The organism is Undibacterium sp. CCC3.4, assembly GCF_034347425.1.
Classification (GTDB): Bacteria; Pseudomonadota; Gammaproteobacteria; order Burkholderiales; family Burkholderiaceae_D; genus Undibacterium.
Genome location: NZ_CP133779.1, coordinates 2,976,310 through 3,002,295, shown reverse-complemented (window position 1 = coordinate 3,002,295; position 25,986 = coordinate 2,976,310). Strand labels below are relative to the sequence as shown.

Sequence of the window (25,986 nt, the reverse complement as noted above, 5' to 3'; positions counted from 1 at the left end):
TTCGTTTGGTATGCGAGACATGTATTAATCCTGCCGCCGTGATGGTTAGAAAATGCCGAAATCGGCAACTTACCAACTATCCTGACACAGAGGGGGTCGCAACAACTGCTCAATAGCGCTAGCCCCAAATCCGACTATGGTTGCAGTTCCTGCCATTCCATACTGAGTCAGCGCACCCGCTTGCAAAACTGCGTTCGGTTGCGACGCCAGATAGGCACCATATGCCGTTGCATAAGCACTAAATTGACCTGCCTGATTAGAAACACTAGCCGCAAAATCCGCTGTTCCACTTTTCATCGTATCGATTTCAGTCTGGCTCAGCGGTCTGTTAGGCAGTACTCCTGCAGCACATTCTGCCGTCGCACAGTTGGCTATTGGCATCGGTAACGGTATCGCTGTATTGCTGTAAGACGGAGCGATATAGGTTGCACCATACGTGATTGAGCTTGGTATTTCACCGTGCGTCGTATTATTCACAATATAAGTGCGCAACGCGGTATCTTCCGTTGAAATTTGTTGCATAAATATTGGCTGCCCGTCTGACGTTGTTCCGGCTTTTAGCCACGTGCCATCGCCAAGATTGGTACCAATAATGACATCAGGCGTTCCAGCTTCGGTGACACCATTTATTTTCATCGACATCCCGCGCATCTGATCTTCAATCTGTGCTTGTGTATATTTGCCGTTGCTTTGTTTTGCCAGATGTTTGGCTAGGATTTTTTCTTCTGAATGCAACTGCCGATTATTCGCATCCACCACCAAGCCCATGCCCGCACCTGATACGCCACCTGCCGCGCCACCTGCCGCGCCACCGATACCTGCCGCAGCCCCGGTCGCAATCGCTTGCGCCGCCATGTCCATGGAGGAAATTACTCCTGATCGGCACATGTTATTTTCCTGTTTTAAGTTTTTGATACCAATCTTGAGATTCCCAATCTTCTAATACAGATATGAAATTAGACTCCGCAGAATAAACGTCCTTATGGCGCTCATAAAACTCAGGCTCTTTTCCAAGTGCCATATGGTGCTCATATCCTTGAGGTGGAACAACCCGGCCCTTTTCTATTTTTATGAACAGTGGCATTAACCAGCCCAATAACCTTTCTGCATCGTCATCAACCTTGGCATATCGTTCCAGTAGTTCACGCAGTACTCGCGCCTTCTCTTGCAGATTTTTTACCTTGTCCATTAGCCGCCTCCTGCGCTACGCAACGTGAAGGGATTGACCGGCGCGGGGGGTGTCCACTGCGTGCGATTCGGCACAATGACTTGCTGTGCAGTCCCCGGCATCGTTACCTTACCTTGCGTTGTATTCGCTACGCTCGACACGAATACCGTCGGTGTTGTGCCAGACTTGGGCGTGATCGCATAGAAATCCACGTCGTTTTTAAGTATGTTGGCCGCTTGCGTTGCTGGTAGACCGAGCACTTTCCCTGCCTGCTCTGGCGTCCTTAATGCAACCGCCTGTGCTTGTTGGGGACTCATCTAATTTTTTCAAGCACATCTGCAAAATCAGCAGCAGCACCGCACAAGTCCGGATAAGCTGGCAGATTATTTTCTCCTCTGAAAAATATCCAACCATAGGGGAATTTCATCGGCTCATTGATTTGACCAGCTTCAGCCTCATCAAGAAGAGACTTAATCCATTCATAAGCCTCTTTTACGTCTGAATCTGAAATGGCATATTTTTCAAGTAAAGTACGCAACACCCGAGCCTTTGCTTGAAGATCTCTCTCTTTCTTCATCACGATCCTCCTGTTGCAGATAGTAATTTGAACGGATTCACGGGCACAGGCACTGTCCATTGTGTACGGTTCGGCACAATTATCTGTTGCGCCCCACCGGGCATGGAGACTGCTCCTTGCGACGTATTGGCTACACTAGACACAAAAACATTTGGTGTAACGCCCGGTTTAGGCGTAATAGCATAAAAATCCACACCATTTCTAAGCATGTTAGCCGCCTGTGCCGCTGGTAATCCAAGCACCTTGCCAGCTTGATCTGGCGTCATGGTGGCAACGGCTTGCGCTTGCTGAGGACTCAGCCAATATCCGCTGTTAGATGACACGCCATCGCCCTTTGGTACAACTTTGACTAACGTGCTGCCTGAAGTGGCAATCCCGGCTTGTGGTAAGAATGTCCCTGACTCAAGATATTCTTTAGCGAATCTTTCTACTGCATTTGAAGGGAGATTAGGGTTGCCGGCCTGAATTTCCTTGATGAGAGCCTGTGCTTGCGGTGCCTGCATAATCTCAGGAGTCACTTTAATCCCATTGGGATTAAACTCCTTATAACTCGCCTGCGCCAACGTATTAGCTTGCGTCAACTTGATACCAGCCTGATTCGCCAGTACCACAGTGCCAACCGTCGCTCCAAGATTAACAGCACCATACATCGATGCCGCAGCCTGTGGACTCAATCCCAAACTTTGCAATGCTTGCTCGCCATAGGTTGGCGTTGCATTGCCGCTGACCAGTTGCTGAAACCCGGCATGCGAATAATCCAGGCTGGTACCTGCAACCGTCGCGCCAAGACCGCAACCAACGACAGTTGCACATCCTGCCGTCAATGCACTTGCCGCAGCCGCAGATCCCATGACGCCTTGCACTGCACCGACCGTTCGATTTGGAATTTGATAACGATCGACGGTATCAACGAATGGGTCTAAACGTTCGTAAGAGAACAGGCCGGTAATTTTCAACTGACTCTGTTCAGCCGTGTATTGTTGCCCACGTTGTTCGGATGCGGCCAGTGCCGTTTTATAGGGATCACTATCTGGAACTCCTGCGGAACAATGTACCATCGCACATGCTGCGTCGGTAAGCCGTTGTCGCTCTTCTTGGGTTTTACCTTGCTGAAGTTGTTTGAGTTTTGCAGTTTCATCAGGATGCAACTGCCGATTATTCGCATCGACCACCAAGCCCATTCCCGCACCAGCCATACCTCCACCTGCCGCGCCACCGATACCGGCCGCAGCCCCGGTCGCAATCGCTTGCGCCGCCATGTTCGCCAGACCAAGTGAGAGACCGGCTCCGGTGAGTTGTTCAGCCATACTGCTCTGAACCTGCTCAAGCATGGGTGCCGCCAGTGCCGCCGCGCCGGCACCAAGTGCGCCACCAATTCCGCCGCTTAATGCACCGGTGACGAGGTGTAGCTTCGCGCGATTAACACCGCCTTCGTTCCACTTATCGGCTTCGCTTTGTAGCTCGGCGCGTTTGATCGGATCGTTTTCGTTTTTCGCTTGTTCGCGCAAAGCAGTTTGCTGGCTCTCTGCATAACTCGCCACGGCCTGCGGTGCTTGCTGGCTGGCCGCCGCTGTGATCTGCGTTTGCGCGTTGATAGTCTGCTGCACTTGCTGGGCATTGAATATCGCTGCAATGCCGGTTTGCGCGGCATCGCTGGTGATGCTGGTGTTTCCAGCTATGCCGGAAATCCCGCTCTGGCTGACGCTCTGCGCATTTCCCCCAGCCAGACCCAAGCCTGCAGCCGTACCTTGGTTCCCCGCCGGCAGCGTACCGACGCCACCGCTGGCACTCATGCTGTGTGCGCTAAATGCTGCTTGGTTTTGCATATCGTTTATCACCAAACCATTGGCGCTGTTAAAACTGTTCAGCCCTTGTTCAAGCGCTTGCGCGGTACTGGCAATCACGGCACCCGTGAGTTCGGTTTTACCGCCGACCTGAACAGTAAACCCACCGTCACCGGCTAACATGCCGGATTGTTGTCCAACGCTGGCATACTGGCTGTCGATCTTGCTGTTACTGAGGTGGCCGCTGACGCTGCCGGCGCCGGCACCAATAGGGATGGCGATGCCGGCTATGTACATATGGATGCCACGGCAGATGCCAATATAACAATTAGCAATACTGTACGCGCAAATTGATTTGTTCCATTTTCATAACTATATGGACCGACCCCAGGCATATCCTTATTGTATTTAAATGCAAGCACCGCCCAAATAAGCCAAATTTCTCCTATGAAAATAACCCACAAATTCGTATACTTATCGTCGAGCAATCGCTGCACAAACCGAATACAACCTAAAATCAAAACAAGGTAGCAAATTATTAAAATCATTTTTTGAAATTTCACTATCTCCCTCCTGAATTATCTGGCACCTTGGTTTCTTTAGCCCGATCTATAAAAGCTTGCCAACCACCACTTAAATCGACTACTGCAGTTATTCTATTTGACACAGCTTCTGACAATCCATAAACAGCTTTCAGATATTTTGTTGCTGATGCTGCTAAAATTTCTTTTGTTAAAGCAGATCCGAACTCATCGTTTAATATCCCATCTGCTAAGCTTGATAAAGTTCCAACCGTTCCAGCAACAACTCCCGCCACTCCAACCGGATTCGCAATCGTCACCAACGTCGACGCCGTCCCTATATCATTAAGAACCTTCTTATCGAGCGCTTTAACATACGCCGCAGTCTGCGCATCCGCCATATCCAAATTCTGACCACTGCAACCCGCTGAGGCAACAGGACAAGGGAAATATTTTGGTTCAAACGGCTTGCCATCGACAGTGATTCGTTGGCTGTATCTGCCCTTTTCGTCCAGTACCAGATTAGTAGCTGGATCACGTTTCTCATTGGTATTTTCAACTGACGACGGCGATTTAATCGGATTTTTTATAATGATGCCAGCAATTTCCTTATCGACGCTGTCGGAATTGATATGCGGCGAATTAATTTGTTCAGGAGTCGCATGGAACAAAAACTGCCCACCACCAATCGATACATTCGGAGTCGTCCCCGCGTATTCAGTTTGTAATGTATGCAAAAATGCTTCGGCTTGGGCGGAATAAGGTACGGTGTAACCCAAATTATTATCGACAAGGGTCTGTGCCGTATTGGCGAGTAAGGCTAATGCACCTTCCACTTGTCCTGGCATCGGATCATCTGTGTTATAGAGCTTTTTTGCGAAACGTGCGGCATTTTTTTTAATGATCGCGATTTCTGTCGGATGCAACTGCCGATTATTCGCATCCACCACCAAGCCCATACTCGCACCAGCCATGCCTCCGCCAGCGGCGCCACCGATACCGGCCGCAGCCCCGGTCGCAATCGCTTGCGCCGCCATGTTCGCAAGGCCAGGCGCGAGACCGGCTCCGGTGAGTTGTTCAGCCATACTGCTCTGAACCTGCTCAAGCATCGGTGCCGCCAGTGCCGCCGCGCCGGCACCAAGTGCGCCACCAATTCCGCCGCTTAATGCACCGGTGACTAGGTGTAGCTTCGCGCGATTAACACCGCCTTCGTTCCACTTATCGGCTTCGCTTTGTAGCTCGGCGCGTTTGATCGGATCGTTTTCGTTTTTCGCTTGTTCGCGCAAAGCAGTTTGCTGGCTCTCTGCATAACTGGCCACGGCCTGCGGTGCTTGCTGGCTGGCCGCTGCTGTGATCTGCGTTTGCGCGTTGATAGTTTGCTGCACTTGCTGGGCATTGAATATCGCTGCAATGCCGGTTTGTGCGGCATCGCTGGTGATGCTGGTGTTTCCTGCGATGCCGGAAATCCCGCTTAGGCTAACGCTCTGCGCATTTCCCCCAGCCAGACCCAAACCGAGGGCCGTACCTTGGTTCCCCGCTGGCAGCGTGCCGACGCCACCGCTGGCACTCATGCTGTGTGCGCTAAATGCTGCTTGGTTTTGCATATCGTTCATCACCAAACCATTGGCGCTGTTAAAACTGTTCAGCCCTTGTTCAAGCGCTTGCGCGGTACTGGCAATCACGGCACCCGTGAGTTCGGTTTTACCGCCGACCTGAACAGTAAACCCACCGTCACCGGCTAACATGCCGGATTGTTGTCCAACGCTGGCATACTGGCTGTCGACCTTGCTGTTACTGAGGTGGCCGCTGACACTGCCGGTGCCGGCACCAATAGGGATGGCGATGCCGATGCCAGCGCTGTGCTGTGTGCTGTTGTAGTCACTCGTGTCTTGTTGGCTGGCGATGTGCAGGTTGCCACCGATCTCGGCGCTGATTCTTTCGGCGCTGGCGACGGCACCGGCGAGTGTGGTATCGCCACCCGATGAAATCAGTAACTGTTTGCCGGCGCTGATGCTGCTGTTGCTGTGGCTTATGTCACTGCCATTGCCTTGGCCTTTGCCCTGACTGGCGTTGGCCGTGACGGTGAAACCGCTGTTCGTGCCGCCGATGCCGAGGCCAACGCCGAGTGAGGCGCTGCTACTGTGGTTGCTGCTGCTTTGTTGGCTGCTGTTTTGCGCTGATTGCAGCGTGATATCGCCATCGGCAATCAGGGCGGCGTGGCCGCCGGCGCTGAGGTGGCTGCCGCTGATGGCGATGTTGCCGTCCTTTTTAGCTGGATCGGCACTGGCAACGATAACGACATTGCCACCGGCTTGCACCGTGCTGGCGGCCGCCTGTTGGCTGCTTTGTTGGCTTTGGCTGCTGCTTTGGCTACTGCCCAGACTGATACCGATCTGGATGCCGCCGGCGCTGCCGGGATTATTGGCAACGCTGCTGGCCGCTTGTTTAACGGCCAGGGCGGCACTGGCGGCGGCCAGCGCTTGCAAACGCGGATCGCTGACTTGGCTGGCGGCTTGGCCCATTTGTTGTACGCTGTTGGCCGCGCTGAGCACGGGGTTGCTGATGGAAAGGCTCAGACCGCTTTGCTGGCTGTGGCTACTCTGACTCGCTTGCATGGTGTCGCTGGCGGCGCTGAGGGTTACGTTTTTAGCTAAGATTTGAACGTCGCCGGTGCCGGCGGCGAGGACGTGGCTGGCGCTTTGGGTGTACTGATTGCCGGCGCTGAGGGTGACGGTGCCGCCGGTGCTGCCAACGGTGCTGGCTTGCTGGCTGAGGGTGGTGCTGCTGTTGGTGTGCTGGCTCGCTTGTGATCCCAGGGTGATGCCGCTAGAACTGGCGAACAGGCCGCTTTGTTGTTGTTCGCTATGTAGACTCGTGCTGCTGCTGTTCTGCGCGCTTTGTATGCGCAGATCATGGCCGGCGGCGAGGGCGAGGTCGCGACCGGCATAGATACGAACACCGAGCTTATTGATCTTGTCAGCATTGATGGCAAAGGCGCTGCGCCCGACGATGGTGCCGGAGTTGTTGACTTTCGTACAGAGTAGAAAACATTTTATACAAGATTTTTTGCGTGAAATTATTTCTTGGTTGAGCATAGAAATATTACTCCTCGAATACTAAGACTTCGACGACTTGTTAATGTAAAAAAAGCGATGCACTATTTCAAACTCCTCGCATCGCGTTATTCAGAATCGTCTCTTCATTAGAAAAAAATTCTGCTGCGTCGTTGTGTTTGTATTTAAAAATTTTTAAAACAGAAAAATGTAAGTGAATTTGCCCATCGAATGAATATGTTCACGCACTTTATTTCTGTTTGCTTTGGTATCGGAGAACGAAATTTAGTTTCGTATGCATTTTTCGATGCCGAAAATATGGCGCGCATTTTTAAAATATTTATTAACGATTCGGTTGCGACACATTGTCTCTTTTTTCATTTCACTAAACATTCCCACACGTCACCAATTAAATCAGTAATGGCAATAAGCTGAGCTACCAATAGCACTTGACTTACCGCTGATCATTCATATCAACCACCAAGACCATGTTATAAATAATTTATTTTTTCTTTTTTTTAATGAGGAAAAATATATTTTTCACCTCAAAAAAGCACAAAATAGAAATTACCATTTTAAAGATATAGAGCATCGATTTCTGTTTATCAAGCTGCTGAACTGAAAGAGGATATGTTCCAAAATGGATCGATATCCATCCAACCATGTCAGGGAGAAAAACTAAAAAAAAATAAATACAAAAAATTCCAATAATTCTCGTAAAAATTCCTTTCCACCCATCATTAGTAATTAAAAATTCAAGTTTATCGAAATTCATTTTGGAACCTCTTTTCCGGGTACGAAGGATGAAGTCCCTCCAGCAACTGAGCCTGCAGTTGCGCCCATAAAACCTGGTAAAGGGTTTTTAACACCTTGAAACAGGGCGGGAATGTGCGGATTGAGATTAGGGTAAATCATAGGCCGACTAAACGCTGCAGTTCCTTGAGTTACTCCCCATCCAAGTAAATACCCCCCGGCCCCTCCTAATGCTCCTATCGCTCCGCTATAGATACTGCTATTTATTTCTCCGTAGTAAGCATTGTTGAAACTAGTATTTATTATTCCACCTGCGCCTCCTAATATTGTGTTATTGATAAATCCCGTTGCTGCACCTAATGGCGCAGTGATCACTCCAACCCCTGCAGCAAATAATGACTGCACTGGTCTAATTTGCCCACTCTGCGCATACTGACCAGCGGCATCCATACCTCCACCTGTAGCAGCTCCTATTCCGGCATAAATACCAGCACCTCCTATCGTCGATGCAATCGGTGTTGCCAGCATCAACCCTGCCACAACCGGTGCAGCAAGTGTGGCACCACCTATTTGCTGCACCATGTCCTGTTCGTACTTTGAACCCACCGCGATGGCCGCAGCCGAAGGCATGTGCAGATCCGCGGCGCTTTGTCCGTTGGCGTAAATTGTCGCGTCTTTCTTTGGCGCTCCCATCGAAAAAAACATATAGCCCGGATTGCCATTGGTATCTGGCGGCAGGAGTTGTGTGCCAGCCTCTTTCAAGAAAGCAGAGGCACTCTTATCCCAGGTGCCGGGCGAGCCTGTCTGCGTCTGACGACGTGCTTGTTCCGTCAATTCCTCTTTTGCCTGCTGCACTGAAATACCTTTGCGTACAGCGTAGCGCTCGGCATTATCGGTGATGTATTTTTTTTCAAGCTGATCTAACTGCCGATTATTCGCATCCACCACCAAGCCCATGCCCGCACCTGATACGCCACCTGCCGCACCGCCGATACCGGCCGCAGCCCCGGTCGCAATCGCTTGCGCCGCCATGTTCGCAAGGTCAGGCGCGAGACCGGCATCGCTCAATTGCTGAGCCATGTTTGTCTGAACCTGCTCAAGCATGGGTGCCGCCAGTGCCGCCGCGCCGGCACCAAGTGCGCCACCAATTCCGCCGCTTAATGCACCGGTGACGAGGTGTAGCTTCGCGCGATTAACACCGCCTTCGTTCCACTTATCGGCTTCGCTTTGTAGCTCGGCGCGTTTGATCGGATCGTTTTCGTTTTTCGCTTGTTCGCGCAAAGCAGTTTGCTGGCTCTCTGCATAACTGGCCACGGCCTGCGGTGCTTGCTGGCTGGCCGCTGCTGTGATCTGCGTTTGCGCGTTGATAGTTTGCTGCACTTGCTGGGCATTGAATATCGCTGCAATGCCGGTTTGTGCGGCATCGCTGGTGATGCTGGTGTTTCCTGCGATGCCGGAAATCCCGCTTAGGCTAACGCTCTGCGCATTTCCCCCAGCCAGACCCAAACCGACGGCCGTACCTTGGTTCCCCGCTGGCAGCGTGCCGACGCCACCGCTGGCACTCATGCTGTGTGCGCTAAATGCTGCTTGGTTTTGCATATCATTCATCACCAAACCATTGGCGCTGTTAAAACTGTTCAGCCCTTGTTCAAGCGCTTGCGCGGTACTGGCAATCACGGCACCCGTGAGTTCGGTTTTACCGCCGACCTGAACAGTAAAACCACCGTCACCGGCTAACATGCCGGATTGTTGTCCAACGCTGGCATACTGGCTGTCGACCTTGCTGTTACTGAGGTGGCCGCTGACACTGCCGGTGCCGGCACCAATAGGGATGGCGATGCCGATGCCAGCGCTGTGCTGTGTGCTGTTGTAGTCACTCGTGTCTTGTTGGCTGGCGATGTGCAGGTTGCCACCGATCTCGGCGCTGATTCTTTCGGCGCTGGCGACGGCACCGGCGAGTGTGGTATCGCCACCCGATGAAATCAGTAACTGTTTGCCGGCGCTGATGCTGCTGTTGCTGTGGCTTATGTCACTGCCATTGCCTTGGCCTTTGCCCTGACTGGCGTTGGCCGTGACGGTGAAACCGCTGTTCGTGCCGCCGATGCCGAGGCCAACGCCGAGTGAGGCGCTGCTACTGTGGTTGCTGCTGCTTTGTTGGCTGCTGTTTTGCGCTGATTGCAGCGTGATATCACCATCGGCTATCAGGGCGGCGTGGCCGCCGGCGTTGAGGTGGCTGCCGCTGATGGTGATGTTGCCGGCGCTGTTAGCATCCTTCTGCGCTGGATCACCGCTGGCGACGATGGCGACATTACCACCGGCTTGCACGCGGCTGGCAGCGGCCAGTTGGCTGCTTTGTTCGCTGGTGCTGCTGCTTTGACTACTGCCTACACTGATGCTGACGTGGATGCCACCAGCGCTGTTGGGATCACTGGCGACGCTGGCGGCAGCTTGTTTGACGGCCAAGGCGGCGCTGGCGGCGGCCAAGGTTTTTAAGCGTGGGTCGCTGACTTGGCTTTGGGCTTGGCCCATTTGTTGCACGCTGTTGGCGGCACTGAGCACGGGGTTACTGAGTGCAACGCTCAGGCCGCTTTGTTTGCTGTGCTGGGTTTGTTTGGCTTGTGTGGTGTCGGTGGCGGCGCTGATATTGACCTTGTTAGCTAAGATTTGAACGTCGCCTTGGGCGGCCAGTACATCGCTGCCGATTTGGCTGTAGCGGTTACCGGCCTGGATGTTGACCTTAGCTCCTGTACTGCCTACCACGCTGGCGACTTGGCTGAGCTTATTGTTGGCATCGCTGCCCGCTTGCTCACGGCTGCCTATGGTAAAGCCTATGCCGCCACCGCCGCCGAACAGGCCGGATTCTGTCTTTTGTTGTGATGTGGTATTTTGTTGGGTGCTTGCTGCCGCTTGGATCGTGACGTCGTTGGCGGCCATCAGGTTGACATCGTTGGTGGCGACGATCTGGCTGCCGCTGACTGTCAGGTTGCCGCTGGCATTTTTAATCAATTCACCATTGGCATTAGCACTGTAACCAGCTAATACATTTACGCTGTCGCCGCTTAAGCTGCTGGCGATAACATCAGTTTGCTTGATGCTGTTGTGTGTTGTTGTGGTGGAACTTGAGAGCCAACCGTGCGAGCTTGATTTGCTGGCGGAATTAAGATTTTGTGTGGCGACGCCGTTGCTGATGTCGATGTTATTAGCGGCGATGGCGGTGATATTACCGGTATCGCTGTGGATGTTGGCGGCCTTGAGTGACATATCTTGCTGGGCACTTAAGACAAGATTGCCGGCGGTATTAATTTGTGTCCCGACTTCTTGGGTGCTGCCTTGCTCGAGGTAGTTGGCATTATCCCAAACGATGCGGTTTTGTTCGGCGGTGCTGACGGTATCTGAGACCAGCTTGTGGCCGGCGCTGAGGCTGGTTTCAGATTTTGCGCCGGCATTGCTGATTTGGGCTGCAGTTAACTGCAGATCTTTGCCGGCGCTGGCGATTAATAGTCCATGGGGATTATCGACATACAAACCGGCGACGCGGTCAACGTGCGTAACACTGCCTTGGGCATTGCTTTGTGTGCTGGTGGTGGTGATGACATTGAGGTCGCGCTCGGCATGGACGCGCAGACTGTCTTTGGCGCTGATGCTGCCGCCGATATTATTGATATCGGTTTTAGCATTGAGCGCGGTCTGATTGGCATGGATACGGCCGCCAAGGTTATTGATCTGGTCGGCCGTGATCGCAACAGCGGTACGGCCGGCGATGCTGCCGGAGTTGTCGACTGAGCCAGTCGCCTTGATATCGACGCTCGCTCCTGAGATCAGGGCACCGGTGCTGCTGATGTCGCCCGGTTGCAGGCGCACATACACTTGCGGTACCAAGACCTCGGTACTGCTGCCATCTGGTAAGCGCACTGTTTTTGATACTAACCAAACAATATCGCTGGTCAGTTGCGCCATCTGTGTCGCGTCGAGGGCAACGCCCAGGCTGATTTGGAATTTTTTGGCGAAGCTGGCACCGTTGCTCATCAAGGCCATATAGCCGGCTTCATCATTGTCGTAACCAGCGACGAAGCGGCGACCGGTGAGTTGAGTAATTTGATCACGAATCAAGCTTTGCTCATAAAAACCATCACCCAAGCGTTTCATCTGTAATGCCGGGTCATGGCCTGAGGCATTGAGCAGGTAATCACTGGAAAGCCAAGTACGATAATTAACAAACTGCGGATCGGTAGCGACTAAGTAGTGATTGTTTGCTTGCGGATTGGTATGAAACAAACTGTTAGTCGGCAGTGTGATGTTGGGCGTGATGGTATGCACCAGCGTTGCTGGGGCCGCAGCGCTGGTCGCTGCCACACTGCCCGCTTGTTCAGCGCCGGCAGCAGCAGCTTGGCTGACGGCTTGCGCCGGGATGTCGACAGCAGCCGCGTTGACAGCATTGAGCTGCGCTGCCGCCGTGATGGCGACGCTGCCGGCTTGGGTCAGTGCCGCCGCATTCAGCTGATTCAGCGCGGCAGTTTGCGTATCGACCGCAGCAGCACTGACGGCATCAATTGCGCGCGCATCGGTGGCATGCAGATCGGCCAGCTTTGTGTGGCTCTGTTCCTTGCTCGCATCATTGAGTGCCACCTGCGCACTTCCTGCCCCGCTTATTGACTGATCAACGCTGCTGGTAGCCAGCGATGCAAGCTGGATTCCTGTTCCGGTGACGCTGCTGTGGTCTTTAAATACTGATGCGGCCAAGCTGATGGTGTTTTCAACAGGTGCCGGTGCATAATGCGAGTTTGTTTTACCGGAGCGATCCTTGCCTGACAAATAGATACGATAGTAATGGATAGCATTGCCAACATCCGTCGTAATCTTTTTTCCTTCCGCACCTTGGTTTTTTAAATTTTGAATATCGTGCTCTAACGTACCGCCGGCGATAATTTTGCTTTTATCGTTGAGGACAGAGTTGGCAGCAATTGTCATCGCACCACCCGACAGAATCTGGCCTGGGTCTGAACTGACAACCTGGGTCTCCGCGATCGTGCGATTGAACCGGTATTCATTGCGCGCATCACTGAACTCGCCGGTTGCAAGCGCCGTCATCATTTCCACACCATCACTATCGTGCCAAAGTTCTACTTGATCACGGGTGTAGCGCGTGATCAGATCATGAGGATGGTGGTCACCATGATCAGCAAGTTGATACAGTTCCATCGCTTCGGTAGAAACCTGCGCCGTTTGCGTACTGAAGTGTTCATTGCTATTGCTGACGTGGTTGGCGTTCAAGCTCAAATTACCCAAGGCTTCAATCGTCGCGCTGGCATTACTGAGCGCTCCCACTTGCAACTGCCCCTTTGCCGCGGTCGCTGCATGATTGGCATCGAGCGCACCGCCGATAGCCATATTACCTGCACTGAAGAGCAAAGCGTGTTCACGATTATTGATGGCTGCAGCACCAATATCGAGCTGATTGCGGGCCGCGATGACGGCTGCTGCCGTGGTGCCGTTAACGGTTTCCGCATCATTGTTGAGGGTTTGCGTGCCGATGGCGATCTGGTCACCATAAATACGGCCGCTGCCGATATTGTTCACCGTCGTCGCATTGATATAAGTATGAGCGCCATCGATCAAGCCACGATTCGTCAAGCTGCTACCGGCATCCAATTCCGTGTTGGCGCCGATGATTTGACCTGATACCAAGTTATCAAGCTGGGCCGCCTGTACCTGTAAGTCTGCACCAGCTTGCAATGCCATGTGATTAACGACACGCCCGGTAGTCACCAGGCTGGCATTGCCGCCGGCTTGCCATTGACCGTTATTGGTGTAATCGCTGGTCAGCTTGGTGCTTAAATCGCCATGAGAAACCACACTGCCATCACCGCTCAAACTCTGGCTGTCTATGCGCAAATCGGTGCCGGCTGCGATGCGGCCCCCGGTGTTGCTGATTGCCAGAGTTTTTTGCGCGACATTGCTATTCTCAGCAGCTTGGCTATCCTTAATCGTCAAGCTGCCGGATGAAGAAATCACGCCTTGGCTGTTATTGAGCGCAGCGCTGCCGGTCAGCGCCAGCGCATGATCGGCCAGAATCTGGCCATGCATATTATTGATTTGATCGGCGCGCAAGCTGACCGAGCCAGCTTGTATGCCGTGCTCGTCGCCCGCGGTCTGGCTGTTATCTATCGTTGCGGCGTTTAAGTTTGCCGTCAGCGCTGAGCGTATCAAACCAAGCTGATTATTAATCGTCGTACTGGCTGCGGCATCGATTTGGCCCAGCGCTTCGATACGCCCCTGTTGGTTGTCGAGCTGTGTGGCAGTGAGTGAGATGGCCGCGGCGCCGCTGATGTTGCCATGCTGATTGCCTAAGGACTGACTCTGCACTGCGACATTACCCGAGGCGCCGACCGAACCGGTTTGGTTATTGAAGTCGCCGGCCACAATATTGAGCGCGCCTTGCGACAAAATGCCTTGCGTGCTACCGCTGTTAATATTAGATAACGATAAGCCATGCGTATTGATCAACAAGTCCGCACCGGCTTGTAGTAAGCCCGCATCATTAAGCAAGGCACCTGTTTGTAAATTCGCATTCGCAGTGCTGAGGATGGTGCCATGCGAATTGTCGAGCGCTTGTTGTTGCGTGTTCACGGACAGTGTGTTGGCTTGCAAAGTGCCGCCACGGTTATCCAAGCCTTGCGCCGTCAGCTTGAATGCTTGTGCAGCGATGACGGTGCCGGCTGCGTTATTCATGCTGACATCCGTGGAGAACAGAGTAATAGCACCGTTGGCGCTGCCGATTGAACCGCTGGCGTTATTGATCTGGGCTGCATGCAGAGTTACATCTTGGTTGGAGGCGATCATGCCCGCGCTATTGTCGATGCCGGCTTTCGTGCTGTGCGTGTTCAGCATCAAGCCCTGCCCGGCGGTGATGTGTGCTGCGTGATTGTTCAGGCTGGCCGCGTTAATCGTCAGCGCCCCACCTGCTTGCACGGCGCTCGCAACACTAGCGAGCGCGCTGTTATCCAGCGCGCCGCTGGCGGTGAGTGTGATATCCGAGTTACCGGCGGCGCGTATGCTGCCGCCCTGGTTGTTGATATCGCCAACCTTAATTTCTGTATGGCCGTTCGTGGCGATGCTGCCGCCGCTATTATCCAATACGGTGCTGGCTGTAATGTGAGCACTATCAGTACCGGTTTGTTGCACGCTGCCGCCGCGGTTACTGAGCGTTGCACTGTTGATGTTGACTTGTTTGGCGACGCTCGTGCCGCCATCGAGCGTGGCACTGTCTGCCTGCATGTCCAGGACATTATTCGTTTGTATCAGTCCGCCGCTACCAAGCACTTGGTTTGCATGCAGAGCCAGCGTACCGGTGCCGGTATGTTGTATTTTTCCTTGTTGACCATTCGCTGCGGTATTGATCAGTGTTGCGGCCGTCACACTGAAGTTATTACTGTTGACGGCGATTGTACCCTGCGTATTATTAAGGCTACCGGCCAGGTCTATGCGGGTGTCACCACTGCCGGTTTGCATCAGCGATCCAGCAACATTCGATAGATCGTGCGCGGCCAGTGCTAATTGCCCTGCTGTGATCTGGGCGGCATCGAAGTTCAGTACCTGGGTAGATTGAGCGCTCAAGCTCGAACTGGCATTCACCGTGGCATGGGCCAAGTTAAGATCGCCTTGGCTGGCGGTGTAGCTGAGATTTTTTCCGCTGTTGCGACTGCCGCTTAAATCCAGCGTTTTCGCGCTGATATGCTGATCACCGGCTGATACGTGTTGGCCGGCCCCATTCATGCCAAGCGTCGCAGATACAGATAAGTCACCGGCCGTACCGAGGCTGCCGTCGGCCAATAAACCAGCTTCCAAGGTACCGCTGGCCGTATTATTGATCCGGCTGTTCGCACCGGTAGCGGCGACGGAATTGTTTGCCGCGGCTGCCAGCATGCCGCTGTTGTTCAGGTCGGCCTGTGTGCTGATGCTGCTGCTTTGTTGGGCATAAATAGTGCCACTGTTATTGATACTGCCAGTGGTATTGAGCGCGAGGTCTTTACCTGCTTGCAGTGTGCCTTGGTTATCTAATGCGCCGCCATCGATATGCAAATCGTGTTGTGCGTTAATCAGGCCAGTGCCGCGATTGTCGAGATTCGCTTGCGTGTGGATGCCGGTATTGGCACCACTGATTTGTCCGCTGCGGTTATTGAGCGTCGCTGCTTGCAGGCTGATATCGTTCTGTGCCAGCAGCACGCCCTCAGTATTATTGAGCGCAGCGGCAGCCACCACCTGCGTGGCACCTGCGGCCGATTCTATGCGTGCTTGGCTATTGTTGATATCGGCGGCTGAATTGATCTGAACGCCCGTATCGCCGGCTAATCGCCCACTGCTATTGTCGATGCCGGCTTTCGTGCTGTGCGTGTTCAGCGTCAAGCCCTGCCCGGCGGTGATGTGTGCTGCGTGATTGTTCAGGCTGGCCGCGTTAATCGTCAGCGCCCCACCTGCTTGCACGGCGCTCGCAACACTAGCGAGCGCGCTGTTATCCAGCGCGCCGCTGGCGGTGAGTGTGATATCCGAGTTACCGGCGGCGCGTATGCTGCCGCCCTGGTTGTTGATATCGCCAACCTTAATTTCTGTATGGCCGTTCGTGGCGATGCTGCCGCCGCTATTATCCAATACGGTGCTGGCTGTAATGTGAGCACTATCAGTACCGGTTTGTTGCACGCTGCCGCCGCGGTTACTGAGCGTTGCACTGTTGATGTTGACTTGTTTGGCGACGCTCGTGCCACCATCGAGCGTGGCACTGTCTGCCTGCATGTCCAGGACATTATTCGTTTGTATCAGTCCGCCGCTACCAAGCACTTGGTTTGCATGCAGAGCCAGCGTACCGGTGCCGGTATGTTGTATTTTTCCTTGTTGACCATTCGCTGCGGTATTGATCAGTGTTGCGGCCGTCACACTGAAGTTATTACTGTTGACGGCGATTGTACCCTGCGTATTATTAAGGCTACCGGCCAGGTCTATGCGGGTGTCACCACTGCCGGTTTGCATCAGCGATCCAGCAACATTCGATAGATCGTGCGCGGCCAGTGCTAATTGCCCTGCTGTGATCTGGGCGGCATCGAAGTTCAGTACCTGGGTAGATTGAGCGCTCAAGCTCGAACTGGCATTCACCGTGGCATGGGCCAAGTTAAGATCGCCTTGGCTGGCGGTGTAGCTGAGATTTTTTCCGCTGTTGCGACTGCCGCTTAAATCCAGCGTTTTCGCGCTGATATGCTGATCACCGGCTGATACGTGTTGGCCGGCCCCATTCATGCCAAGCGTCGTAGATACAGATAAGTCACCGGCCGTACCGAGGCTGCCGTCGGCCAGTAAACCAGCTGCCAAGGTACCGCTGGCCGTATTATTGATCCGGCTGTTCGCACCGGTAGCGGCGACGGAATTGTTTGCCGCGGCTGCCAGCATGCCGCTGTTGTTCAGGTCGGCCTGTGTGCTGATGCTGCTGTGTTGGGCATAAATAGTGCCACTGTTATTGATACTGCCAGTGGTATTGAGCGCGAGGTCTTTACCTGCTTGCAGTGTGCCTTGGTTATCTAATGCGCCGCCATCGATATGCAAATCGTGTTGTGCGTTAATCAGGCCAGTGCCGCGATTGTCGAGATTCGCTTGCGTGTGGATGCCGGTATTGGCACCACTGATTTGTCCGCTGCGGTTATTGAGCGTCGCTGCTTGCAGGCTGATATCGTTCTGTGCCAGCAGCACGCCCTCAGTATTATTGAGCGCAGCGGCAGCCACCACCTGCGTGGCATCTGCGGCCGATTCTATGCGTGCTTGGCTATTGTTGATATCGGCGGCTGAATTGATCTGAACGCCCGTATCGCCGGCTAATCGCCCACTGCTATTGTCGATGCCGGCTTTCGTGCTGTGCGTGTTCAGCGTCAAGCCCTGCCCGGCGGTGATGTGTGCTGCGTGATTGTTCAGGCTGGCCGCGTTAATCGTCAGCGCCCCGCCTGCTTGCACGGCGCTCGCAACACTAGCGAGCGCGCTGTTATCCAGCGCGCCGCTGGCGGTGAGTGTGATGTCCGAGTTACCGGCGGCGCGTATGCTGCCGCCCTGGTTGTTGATATCGCCAACCTTAATTTCTGTATGGCCGTTCGTGGCGATGCTGCCGCCGCTATTATCCAATACGGTGCTGGCTGTAATGTGAGCACTATCAGTACCGGTTTGTTGCACGCTGCCGCCGCGGTTACTGAGCGTTGCACTGTTGATGTTGACTTGTTTGGCGACGCTCGTGCCACCATCGAGCGTGACGCTCTGTGCTGCGATATCGAGCAAGCCGGCGCTGGCCAGCGCACCGCCGGCACCACTGAGCGTATGCGCGGTGAGCGCCAGCGTGCCGCTGCCGGCATGCTGTATCTGGCCATTGCTGTTATTTATGGATTGCGCCGTTAAATTGAGATTCGAGGCATTCGTTTGAATATGACCGGAGGTATTATCCAAATTACCTTGCAAGGCGATGCTTAAATCAGCGCTGCCGATTTGTTGCAAGCTACCTTGTTGGTTCATTAGATCATGGGCATCAAGCTGCAATGCTTGCGCCGCCACAAATTGGCCATGCGAATTATCGAAACTATGGGTCTTGATGCTGGCTTGGTCTACATTGATCTTACCGTCGATATTACTCCATTGCGTGCCGCTGAAATTGAGCGTACCAAGATTCAACACTGCACTGTTGTGTAAGCTATCGCTGGCACTGAGGTCTACCGTTCCATTGCCGCTGATGGTGCCGGCCTGATTGACGAGCTTACCGGAAATCGCAATCAGCCCATGTGCCAACGCCTCTGGCAGCGCCGGTGTGATGGTCAGTGCTCCGGCAGCGGCGGCACTGCTTGGTGCGGCCATAGTATTCTGTGCAGCGCTGGCATTGCCAGCGCCGCTGCCAGCGGTGCTGCCATTAATGGCACTAAGCGGCAGATTACCGATCAAGCCAGCGGCGCTATTGTCCAGCGCTTGCGCGCTCACGTTCAAGCCTTGGCTGCCGCTCTGTTGTATCAGCCCTTTGATATTGCTGAGCCCGCTTGCATTGATCGCCAAACGCTGGCCGCTCAGACTACCTTGGTTACTCAATTGGCCGCTGCTACTGATGTTCAATTCGCGCGCAGCACTGACGAGGCCGCTGTTATGCATCTCACCCTGAGTGAGCACAGTCAGATTGTCTTGCGCCGAAATGGTGCCGGCATTACTCAAACCTTTGGACTTTAATGTCAGGGTATTCCCGGCACCGCTGGCAACGAGCGTGCCGCTGTTGCTGATCATGCCGTTGACATCGATGTGTACGGCGCCGGCGCTGGCACCGATTTCGCCGGCGTTTCTGACGCCGACACCGGCTTCGGTTCCAAGCAGATGAATTTTTCCGGCATACATGCCGCCCAATGCCGCGACATCGACCGCAAAATTCGGCGTAAGATTGCCGGCAGCGGCGCTGCCGCCATTGTTGACGACTTGTGCGATATAGCCATCACCATCGAGCTGTGCGTTATCGACCTTAACTTGATTGCTGCCGCTGATGACGTTGAGGTTTTTCGCCCAGATGATGCCGTTGGTATTGACGGCGCGCGCGATCAGATCGGTATAATTGCTTTGACTGGAATCTAACCCTTTACCGGAAAAATCCAACACCCCACCATTGACTTGATAGCCGAGCAAATCACCGCCTTGCAGCAGCGGCGTCCCGGAAGTCAGGGTCACGCGATTGGCATTGATGAAGCCACAGCCGTTGCAACTGATACCCATGGGGTTGGCGATGATGACTTGCGCCTTACTCCCGGCCACCTCGACATAGCCATTGAGTAAGCTGGGGTTGGTGCTGTTGACTTCATTTAAGATAATGCGCGCGCTGCCCTTGGCCAGATACGGGTTCGCCTGCACCCAACCGCCCTGCTGCGTTGTCACTGCAGTGTGACTGTTATTGAGTACCGCACCCTTATTGCCGACATCGAATTGACTATACGTATTGCGCGAGACCCCGGCTGCGCTCGGGGTTTGTATATTCACTGATGGCAAACCGTTAGGCGTCGTCAGTATGATTGCTTGTTGATTTTTTGGTGCAGCTTTATCCGCCACGATATCGGCGTGCGCCAGCGTCAGCACGGCGCTTGCCGTCAGCACGGAGGCGGCCTTGATCACATGAACCAGGCCAGCTTGTAGCAATGCCAGCAGCATGCTGACATTGCGTCGTGTTGGAACTTCCGCAGCGTCATCAACCCCATCGACGGCAAATGAGGCAGCAGCCAAGGCGGACGAGGCTGGCTTCGCTTGCGCAGATTTACCGGCACCGCTGACAAATTCTGCGACAGCCATGAGAATGCCACGATGTTTATTAAATACCAGACGGAATTGACGCTTATTCATTTTTTAAAAATCCAAATCGAGTTGACTGACGACGCCAAGATAACTAAGGAAACTTAAGATCAAGCCGCGCTGGCCTGAGCTTCGATGACTGGGTGTGTGGCGAACCACTGTTCGGCTTCCTGTTTCATCACGTCGACCCCGCGGAAGGTTTTGATGATTAATTTTTTTTCATTACGGCGGTGGTAAAGCGTCTTGAACCAATAATTGGCCAGCAAATGTCGCTTCAGAAAACGTGTCATTTGCTTGGTGTGAGCAAACGGTGCAACCCAATCGATGATCCACATGCGCTCGCCACTATTCCAATCTTCCACTGGCTCGGCATGAGGAAAACTACTGACGGCCATGCCATCGATACAACCCTGCTGTGGAATGCCAGGGGCGATAATCTGAAATGCTGCTTGATTCATGTCGTACGTTCCTTAATAGGACCAGTTAAGATTAAAACCAGCAGTGACCGGACTGGTGATATAGCCCTCAGGTTTATAGATGGCTTGCCCGACAAAGACGTCATAGTTAAACCGGCCGACCGCAGTGCCAACTTCACCGCGCACGCCAAGCACCATGCCGGCTAATTTTTTTCCAATTAACAGCGCGGCCGATTGCCCGCTGACGGCACCATAGTCGAGGCCCAGGTATGCCGATTGCCCGCTCTGGCCAAGTGGAACGATGAGATTGTTTTGTATGAACCAGCCACTATCAGAGAGCAAGCTTTGCGCACCATCGAACCCGCGTACCGAATAGCGACTACCGATACTGAATCGATCTTGTGGCGTCAGTGGGGTGTAATTATTTTGGCCCCGGAAATTGACCAGATATTGCAGCGCTTGCTGACCCCAAGGCGCTTTGAGCATGAACGGCATACTCAGTTGCAGATCAGCTGTCAGCATTTGCATGCGTGAAGTACCATTACCGAAATTTTCTTCCGGCGCTGATAAAGCACCGCGCGCGCCGGTACCGTGCCGATAGTTCAACTGATAATCCAACACCGTATTGGCGTGATACCAAGTTTGCTTGAAACCGAGTTCCCACGCCGCTACGCGTCGTCGCTGCACTTCCACTTCGGTATCATCGATAAAATTACTGGAGCTACGAAACATCGCACGCGCCGACAACACAGTTTTATTCACGTTGTTGCGAAATAACAGACGCGAGAGCATGATTTCAGTGTTTTGACTTTTGCCGCTGTAAGTGTAGTTTTGGCTGGCACCGGCGACGGTTTGATAGTAGTCATTACTCGATGTCGTCGTGCTCAACAACCAGTAGCCATAAGCTAAGGAGTAATGCCAGGTATGCGCCGAGGTGCCGTGCGCACCGGTATCCTCGCCTCCGACATCGTGATTGAAACTGACATAGAACAAATCGTTAAGCTTGAACAAGTTATCGCCCGATAAGGTCGCACTGGCTTGGTACTTGCCGGTTGCGCTGGAGCCGCTGTCGTCCAAGCTCCAAGAAAAACGTACCGGTGAAGACACGCGGTGATAGCTGATGAGCAGATCACTCAAGCCTGGCTGCGTCGGTGCCGCCGCTACCTGATCGGGCGCTGCCGGTTCGATTTGTATATCGGCGTCTGCAGAAGGAAGCCGTTTTAAATTTTCCAAGGCTTGCTCAATATCGCGCAGATTGAGTGTAACGCCAGGGTGTAGCGGTAGCGCATTCCAACTGCTGGCGCGCGGATCGGAATCAGCGGTAAAGCGAACGCGGTTGACACGACCGTTTACCACCGTGAGTAATAAATGACCAGATTTCAGATCTTGCGGAGCGGCGAGCACACGGGTGGTGATATAGCCTTTGGCAATGATGGTATTCTGCATGCGCGCCATGAGCGCATTAATGCCATTCACGCCCAGGCATAGTCCGTCTTTGCTGTTTGCCGACGACTGCGCTGCTGCGATGCTGAATACTTCGGCATTCAATTTATCTAAGGCGAATTGAAATTGATCAGCGCCATCACCGTTCAAATCAATTTTATCAATCTGAAAACAAGGTGTTTCATTGTCGGGAATACGGTCACTTGCCAGCGGCACCGCTTGTTTCAACGAGGTGCCTTCTTCGCGCGCATCGGTTTGAATTTCTTGTTGTTGACGCAACTGTTGCAAACGCTGTTGCTGGCGAATTTGTTCTTGTGCATCTTGATTCGGAACTGGTGCCGCCACATCGGCCGCAACACTGGAGACGATAAATAAAGAGTGCGACAGACAAAACCCGACAATAAATTTTTTCATACCAAATTTTTTCCGCGAAAGAATTCCTTCATGAGCGCGTGCGAAGCCCCTGCCAAGTGAACCTTGTCAGCGTATTGTTCGCACTGTTAACGATAGACTATGGCGATGTAAACGTTCGCCTCAGCGTGTGAAATTCGTGATGTCAGTTTCTCATTCAGATTTTTCGCACAGCGACATATCAGTCGATATCACTCCACTTTTTAGTGCTTTTTATTTCTGCTCGTTTTGGAGAGAGACGAATAAATTTAGTTCCACGCGCACTTTTCAGATTCGAGAAATAGCTCGGAAATTTTGCAAACAAAGGTTAACCACAGGAAGATCTGTGAGCAGTTAATAAATAGTAATGCGCTGTCGTCGTTGAGAGTTTTCGGTGCAGATTTAGTCAGCGCGACCTGAAGAGGCTATCGCAAAAGCCTGATATACGATTTTTACACCTGAACCATCGCCGGCCGTGTCGTTCCCCCGCACTCTCGCTTCGTCATTCCTGCGTAGGCACACTGCTGTCCGGAATAAATTAATTGACATTTCATTAGAATAATCCCAATTGCAAACGCGCCATTTCTTCTACTTCTCTTCGTCGCTTTCGGTATTGAGAGATTTCCAAGTCTTGTCGTTGAAATAGAGTGGCGCGAATCACGCATAGACACTCCCAAAGGCTTTGTTTTAAGCCATGTGTCTGTTTGTAGAGCGCCACGAGTAAATAACTGATAAGTGCTGTCAATATCTGGATACGCACCGCGTTTTCGGTGCGTCCAAAAAATTGCTTGATCTTCAGGTGTTGCTTGATCCATTTGAAGAACAGTTCGATATCCCAGCGTTCTTTATAGCGCCGGGCAATGGTCAGCGCATCGCTGTTCAAATCATTGGTTATAGTGGATCCACATATCCGGACAACAGTTTAAACTAGTGTCTGTCGAAAAGAGACGAGGCAGACCATGAGTGAAAATAAGAGAAAAATATTTAGCGGCGCACAAAAAGCCAAGGTAGCAGTTGAGGCAATCAAAGGCGAAAAGACGATCAATCAGATCGCCCAAGAGTTCGGGGTGCATCCGACGCAGGTTAGCCAGTGGAAGAAAGAATTACTGGAAAATGCAGGCAGTCTGTTTGAAGGTAAGCGCGGTCCGAAACCGGCCAGCACACAGAACGACCCAGACCGTCTCTATGCCAAAATTGGGCAACTGAATATGGAACTCGATTGGCTTAAAAAAAAGTCAGGGATCAGCCTGTAACGGAACGATTGCAGTGGGTAGAGCCGCTCTCTGCCCTTTCAATCGCCACACAATGCCGTCTCGTTTCAGTCACGCGCTCGGTCGTGTACGACAAGAAAAAGCGCTTGCAAGAAGAGATCAATCCGTTTGATAGTTTGCTGTTGCAATTGCTTGACGAGGAATACACCAGACATCCATTTTACGGCACGCGACGCATGACGCATTACTTGCGAGACTGTGGCCATGCAGTGAACCGCAAGCGCGTACAGAGGCTGATGCAGCAACTGGGATTGGCAGGTATGGCCCCAGGCCCCAACACCAGTAAAGCGCATCCGCAGAACAAGATTTACCCGTACTTACTGAGAGGTATCGATGTCACTCGACCAAATATGGTCTGGAGTACAGACATCACATTCATCAGGCTGCCGCGGGGTTTTGTGTATCTGGTGGCGATCGTTGACTGGTATAGCCGGAAGGTGCTGTCTTGGCGGTTGTCGAACACGATGGATGCGGGGTTTTGCGTGGACTGCTTGGAAGAAGCCATAAAATGGTATGGAACGCCGGAGATTTTTAATACCGATCAGGGTGCGCAGTTTACCAGCCAGGCCTTTACTGGGCTGCTGCTTAGAAACGGCATCAAAATCAGTATGGACGGTCGCGGTCGGGCGTTGGATAATATTTTTGTTGAGCGTCTATGGCGCAGTGTGAAATATGAAGAAGTGTATTTGAAAAAGCATGAAAGTATGCCGGAGTTGGTGATCGGCTTGGCGAACTATTTTATGTTCTACAACGCTGAACGTAAACATCAATCATTGGGTTATCAAACGCCGGAAACCGTGTATGGCTCAGGCGTGGGCGGCGGTGCCAAGATCGTAAACAAATTTGGTACTGAACTGCCTGATTCAAAAAAGCTAGAAAAGAAAAGCACGGTAGTGATGTAGTGCGAATAACGGGGCAGCGCCGCGCAGCTGTGGCAGAAACAGGCACTATCTTAAACTCTTTGAATAATTGTCTGGACTTAGGGGGCCACTTTAGGTTGCCAGTACTAATGGCGTAGGTTTGTCGGCTCTGGCTACCGTAATGCAGCGCAAGGGCTTCTCGTACTGATTGATGCGTTTGCCACCAGGATGTCTGTTTTTAAAACGCACAATTTGATCTTGCAGGACGATGTCTGTGGCCTCTGCGGGAATACTGCGTTCTTCCTCAATGCGCAAGCCTGCATTACGCTTGAAACGGGTCACGAATTGTGCTCCCGCCATATCGATCCGATGCCACCAGTTGTAATCGCAATAGCCCTTGTCAAAGACGTAGATCACCTCTTGCTGCAGCGGGAGCTCTTTGGTTTTCTCCACGTCATTGACATTGGCTGCGCTGATACTTTGCCAAATGGGTATCTGCGCTTGTTCTGCGTACAGGATGTGGAGTTTGACACCCTGTGTATTTCGCGTTTTATTGGAGAGCGTCCAGCGATCAAACTCGCGCCCTTTGAGGGTAATGGAAGTGGAGTCCAGAAGGTAGAGCAGCTCCTTGCTTTGTTGACGCAATGGCCGTGCCACTTTTTGCATGAGCCATGTCACCGCATCGGCAAATACGGTATCGCCGCGACGACTGTTGGCATCAGCCAGAGTGGAGCGCTTAATACGACCAGTGCCGAGATGGTAATGATGGGCGACATGACTGTTAAAGCTGGCCTCCAGAGGACGCAGGCCAGTTGTTCCGCTTAATTGAGCGTAGGTCATCACCACGAGCTGATCCCAGTGACCAAAATGCTTGCTGTATTTGTCAGCTTGATGTTTTTTGACGAGTTGATCAAAGACTCCACGCGGTAGCCCCTTCATTAACTCTTGAAAAGTGTTTATTCTGTACATGTTGCAGGTTTGGTTTTTAAGTTGGTAAACCGAGGTTAACACTCGTAAACCAATGCCTGCAACCCCCTGCAGCTTAGTCAAGAAAATTATTCCGGACAGCAGTGTGCGTAGGCAGGAATCCAGTGGCACGTCAGTGCCTTCAGGGTGAGAACGTCGATCAAGGGCACTTTTTTCTGTGAAATGAACACGTCCTGCTGCGCCTGAGTAGCACAGATATAAAAGGCGCGTACGCGCCACTGGATTGCCGCCTGCGCGGCAATGACGAATTGGACGGCTGGGTGGACGCGTAATCGACCTCGCCTGCTCTCGCCTCGTCATTCCTGCGTAGGCGGGAATCGAGTGGCACGTCAGTGCCTTCAGGGTGGGAGGGTCGATCAAGGGCACTTTTTTTCTGTGAAATGAACACATCCTGCTGCGCCTGAGTAGCACAGATATAAAAGGCGCGTACGCG

The 25,986-nt window shown here is 52.8% G+C and carries 10 protein-coding genes and 1 pseudogene; 1 reads left to right on the top strand and 10 read right to left on the bottom strand.

Annotated features, from left to right (window positions below; genetic code table 11):
• Positions 1-69 precede the first annotated feature (69 nt).
• The 9 genes and pseudogenes from RHM61_RS13340 to RHM61_RS20260 all read right to left on the bottom strand — a co-directional run.
• Positions 70-861, bottom strand: a complete 792-nt coding sequence (locus tag RHM61_RS13340) for a hypothetical protein (RefSeq protein ID WP_322247794.1) — start codon at positions 859-861, stop codon at positions 70-72.
• Positions 862-889: 28 nt separating this feature from the next.
• Entirely contained in the window at positions 890-1,189 is a 300-nt protein-coding gene (locus RHM61_RS13335) for a hypothetical protein (RefSeq protein ID WP_322247793.1), read from the bottom strand.
• Between the two features lie 292 nt (positions 1,190-1,481).
• Positions 1,482-1,748, bottom strand: a complete 267-nt coding sequence (locus tag RHM61_RS13330) for a hypothetical protein (RefSeq protein ID WP_322247792.1) — start codon at positions 1,746-1,748, stop codon at positions 1,482-1,484.
• Positions 1,745-3,826 (bottom strand): hypothetical protein, encoded by a 2,082-nt coding sequence (locus RHM61_RS13325; protein WP_322247791.1) that lies wholly within the window; start codon positions 3,824-3,826, stop codon positions 1,745-1,747. The genes RHM61_RS13330 and RHM61_RS13325 overlap by 4 nt, the downstream gene beginning before the upstream one ends.
• A 265-nt stretch (positions 3,827-4,091) precedes the next feature.
• Positions 4,092-7,145: a hemagglutinin repeat-containing protein gene (locus RHM61_RS13320; protein WP_322247790.1), complete on the bottom strand. Its 3,054-nt coding sequence runs from the start codon at positions 7,143-7,145 to the stop codon at positions 4,092-4,094.
• Positions 7,146-7,874: 729 nt separating this feature from the next.
• Entirely contained in the window at positions 7,875-20,237 is a 12,363-nt protein-coding gene (locus tag RHM61_RS13315; protein WP_322247789.1) for a hemagglutinin repeat-containing protein, read from the bottom strand.
• Positions 20,238-20,296: 59 nt separating this feature from the next.
• Complete coding sequence (locus tag RHM61_RS13310; protein ID WP_322247788.1) at positions 20,297-20,644, bottom strand: toxin-activating lysine-acyltransferase; 348 nt, start codon at positions 20,642-20,644, stop codon at positions 20,297-20,299.
• A gap of 12 nt (positions 20,645-20,656) precedes the next feature.
• A complete protein-coding gene (locus RHM61_RS13305) occupies positions 20,657-22,459 on the bottom strand; it encodes a ShlB/FhaC/HecB family hemolysin secretion/activation protein (RefSeq protein ID WP_322247787.1) in 1,803 nt (600 codons plus the stop codon).
• Positions 22,460-23,146: 687 nt separating this feature from the next.
• A pseudogene (locus RHM61_RS20260) lies at positions 23,147-23,294 on the bottom strand (transposase); the annotation flags it as partial.
• A gap of 100 nt (positions 23,295-23,394) precedes the next feature.
• Here RHM61_RS20260 and RHM61_RS13295 point away from each other — a divergent pair.
• Positions 23,395-24,608 (top strand): IS3 family transposase gene (locus tag RHM61_RS13295; RefSeq protein ID WP_322247785.1). Its coding sequence is split into 2 segments (ribosomal slippage): positions 23,395-23,671 and positions 23,671-24,608, totalling 1,215 coding nucleotides; the frame shifts between segments, so codons are not numbered across the junction.
• A 90-nt stretch (positions 24,609-24,698) separates the two neighbouring features.
• On the opposite strand, the gene RHM61_RS13290 is transcribed toward RHM61_RS13295, so the two are convergent.
• Positions 24,699-25,616 (bottom strand): IS4 family transposase, encoded by a 918-nt coding sequence (locus RHM61_RS13290; RefSeq protein ID WP_322247784.1) that lies wholly within the window; start codon positions 25,614-25,616, stop codon positions 24,699-24,701.
• Positions 25,617-25,986 lie beyond the last annotated feature (370 nt).

Coding starts and splice junctions, on each gene's coding strand:
- RHM61_RS13340 (WP_322247794.1), bottom strand. CDS start 861: ATGGACATGGCGGCGCAAGCGATTGCGACCGGGGCTGCGGCAGGTATC.
- RHM61_RS13335 (WP_322247793.1), bottom strand. CDS start 1,189: ATGGACAAGGTAAAAAATCTGCAAGAGAAGGCGCGAGTACTGCGTGAA.
- RHM61_RS13325 (WP_322247791.1), bottom strand. CDS start 3,826: ATGTACATAGCCGGCATCGCCATCCCTATTGGTGCCGGCGCCGGCAGC.
- RHM61_RS13320 (WP_322247790.1), bottom strand. CDS start 7,145: ATGCTCAACCAAGAAATAATTTCACGCAAAAAATCTTGTATAAAATGT.
- RHM61_RS13315 (WP_322247789.1), bottom strand. CDS start 20,237: ATGAATAAGCGTCAATTCCGTCTGGTATTTAATAAACATCGTGGCATT.
- RHM61_RS13310 (WP_322247788.1), bottom strand. CDS start 20,644: ATGAATCAAGCAGCATTTCAGATTATCGCCCCTGGCATTCCACAGCAG.
- RHM61_RS13305 (WP_322247787.1), bottom strand. CDS start 22,459: ATGAAAAAATTTATTGTCGGGTTTTGTCTGTCGCACTCTTTATTTATC.